This is a genomic window from Photorhabdus heterorhabditis, from assembly GCF_001280945.1.
Lineage (GTDB): Bacteria > Pseudomonadota > Gammaproteobacteria > Enterobacterales > Enterobacteriaceae > Photorhabdus > Photorhabdus heterorhabditis.
This window is the reverse complement of sequence record NZ_LJCS01000131.1, coordinates 1-2,817: the sequence shown is the minus strand read 5'-3', so window position 1 is coordinate 2,817 and position 2,817 is coordinate 1. Positions and strand designations below refer to the sequence as shown.

At 36.3% G+C, this 2,817-nt stretch carries 3 protein-coding genes and 1 pseudogene; all 4 read right to left on the bottom strand.

The genetic code is table 11. The features are described from left to right. Positions 1-246, bottom strand: a pseudogene (locus tag AM629_RS24840) (hypothetical protein); the annotation flags it as partial. A 102-nt stretch (positions 247-348) separates the two neighbouring features. Continuing rightward, the gene (locus tag AM629_RS20735; protein ID WP_054481664.1) at positions 349-549 is read right to left on the bottom strand and encodes a hypothetical protein; all 201 of its coding nucleotides are present in this window, start codon (positions 547-549) and stop codon (positions 349-351) included. Between the two features lie 139 nt (positions 550-688). Beyond that, positions 689-1,546: a hypothetical protein gene (locus AM629_RS20730; RefSeq protein ID WP_054481662.1), complete on the bottom strand. Its 858-nt coding sequence runs from the start codon at positions 1,544-1,546 to the stop codon at positions 689-691. A 590-nt stretch (positions 1,547-2,136) separates the two neighbouring features. Continuing rightward, positions 2,137-2,817: hypothetical protein (locus tag AM629_RS20725; protein WP_054481660.1), on the bottom strand; the 681-nt coding region annotated here is incomplete at its 5' end.

The window sequence follows — 2,817 nt, the reverse complement described above, 5'->3', positions numbered from 1 at the left end:
TTCATTTTCGCCATTGGCCATTAATAGCATAGAGCCAGTGCTAGATGTGCCAAATCCCCGATTTGCTCGAGCCGAATTACGGTTACTGAACCCCGTTACGCCATTAGTTTTAATATCACAAAAGGCATATTGGATATCGAATACACTGCGAATATAGAGTATGGGTTCATCTGCATTAGCGCTAAACATAAAAAGGGCGCTTGCTGAAAGTAATAGTGAGGAAAGAAGAGACAACTTTAATTTCATTTTTTACCTTCAAGTTCTTTCATCTAAATTTATTATGGAATAATAATTTATCTATTATTCAAAGAAGGGTAAATCCTCTTTGTCTTTCAAATTATTATCAGGTTAAAACACATCGTTTCCATCAAAACGATATTTTGAATTTAATAGTGTATTGTTTTTATCAATAAATGCAAGTGGTGAAGGAGACATAAAAATAACCCGACCATCAAGAGAAATATTAATTTTAGATTGACTAAAATCTAAAGGTAAAAATTGAATGTCATGTCTCAATGAATTTCGGTTTTTCTTTTGGTTATAGTTCATAAATAGTCTGTATTCCGTTTTACCTTGAATGTTGTTTGGAGAAAACATATTGCTGTATAAATGATTGTTGCGGGAGACTGTTATTTTCAGCCTAAGATTGCGTTCATCTTAGGCTGAATGATTATCGTGATTTTTTTACTTAACGAGCAATCATCACTTTGCCGTTAATAATCGATAAATAAGGATTGTACTTGAAAATCTTATTTGTTACTTTATTCTCCATTCTGACTGGAGAGCCACCTAGTGCTCCTGCTTCCAACCGGAACATTTTCCCTTCTTTATAGCGTACTAACTCATATTTATCCCATTCAGGTTGTATGACGACATAATTCTTATCATCCAATTTTTCTTTAAAACCGAATGAGTTAAAGAAAGTCTCTGGTCGGCTATTTTCACCTATTGCCCATTCTTCCCAGGCGGGTTGACTCATTTTCCATAATTGATTTAAATCTCGTTGACGTAAAGTATTGCTGATTTCCAGATAGAAATTTTTTATCGCCTCCATATCATTTTTTTCCGAAACGGGTCGTGCTGTTGTCCACATCCAGTCCGGTAATCCACTGAGCGTAAAGGTTTTCTGTGCAGCAAATAGCCCTTCTTCCGCTTCTATTTTTGACATGGCTGCGTAATCAAAGCCGGCCTTACCAGTTGGTAACTGGCTCTGCGATTCTTGTGTTGTGACATTGCCTTTATCGTCAACAGTCAATTTGATATGGCTAATCACTTCATCTTTATTACCATACGGAGACGCTTTAGTGAGGGTTGCTTCACACCAGGATTCGGGATGAAATTTTTCTGTATCGTCATCAAAAGATTTCTGCCCTATCAACAATCCCATCGTATTCTGACCATTTTCGACAAAAGCCGTGACATTAAAGCCACTGGATTGTGTGCCTGTCTTTGACCCGACATTATCCAGGGCCATCACACCATTAATTCTCGCCACACAGAGACTACGCTGGCTTTTAAACGACAACAGATATTTGTGTTCGATCATAGATGTTTTCCCCAATGTGGAATAACTTATCATGAGGAGTAAAATTAGCGGAGTACTAACCCAGCGATATCCTGAATTTCGATTTTTCTTTTGGTAACGGCTCTTGAAGTACCTATTCTTTTTCAATTTCATCTTGTAAATTTCTCATAGTTGTTGATTTAGAACCACTAAGTTTTTTATTTTCAGCCTTTTCTCCAATTACATTGATGAATAATTCTATTGAGCATTTATTTACTCTAATTTCCAATCTGTAATTAATGGGTTCTATTTTGTTATTTATAGAGATTTAACTTTCTTTAGATACCCAGTAATGGGTAATGTAAATAATAATATAGTCAGTGGGTTTTTATAATTGAATATAATGAATTATTATTGGGGGTTAATCAATGTTTATGGTGCTGCTATCAATGAAGATAAATATGGTACAAAACATTTCCCTATTGATCTGGAAAGTAGCTGCTATTTTAATACTAAAAAATTGGAGTTAGTTTGTGTCGATTTATCATGATTATGAGATCTACAGATGTCACCGATTTATTACATTTTCCATTAAGAAAAAATATCGGGTTAAATAACCCGATATTGGTTAATTAAATCACCTGGACAAAACGACCGTTAATTAATGAGAAAATAGGTGCAATAGTAGATAGAACCGTTTCGCCATCCTCATCATCAACGTAGTGGTAGGATATTGGGGAATATTCTAAAATTGACTTATTTACTAACTTGACCATTCTGCCCCGATTCATTATCTGGACGCTGTAATCATTCCAGTTAATCGGTATCATTTTGAAGCTTTTTGTTTTGATATTACGGTAAACAGATTGATCAGTGAAAATGCTCTCTTCATTTTCACCGGTTGACCAGGCCCAAGCTTGTAATGCAACTTTTTGTTGTTCACGAATAGTATTCACATCTTTGGCATTATAGGCTTGCCAGACAGCCATATAAGCCTGTTGCAGTTGCTGACGTTGTTCCGGCGTATTGGTATAAGGCGTTGCTTTAATCCATTCCCAGTCAGGTAAGCCGCTGATTTTTACGTTGCGACTAAACCGATATAAGGTCATATTAGGTGGAAACTCTTTGGGATCAAAATATTGTTTCTCTATATGCCCGGCTTCTACATTATCCGCCTGTATTACATGGCGGATAACCGGCGTACTGATAGTGGCGTATTTGGTTTCATCCTTCGATTTTGTTGCCACGGGTTGATCATTTTCATCAATCGCCACTTCAATCGCTGTCAGAATCTGGCTGTTTTTACCGCGCAT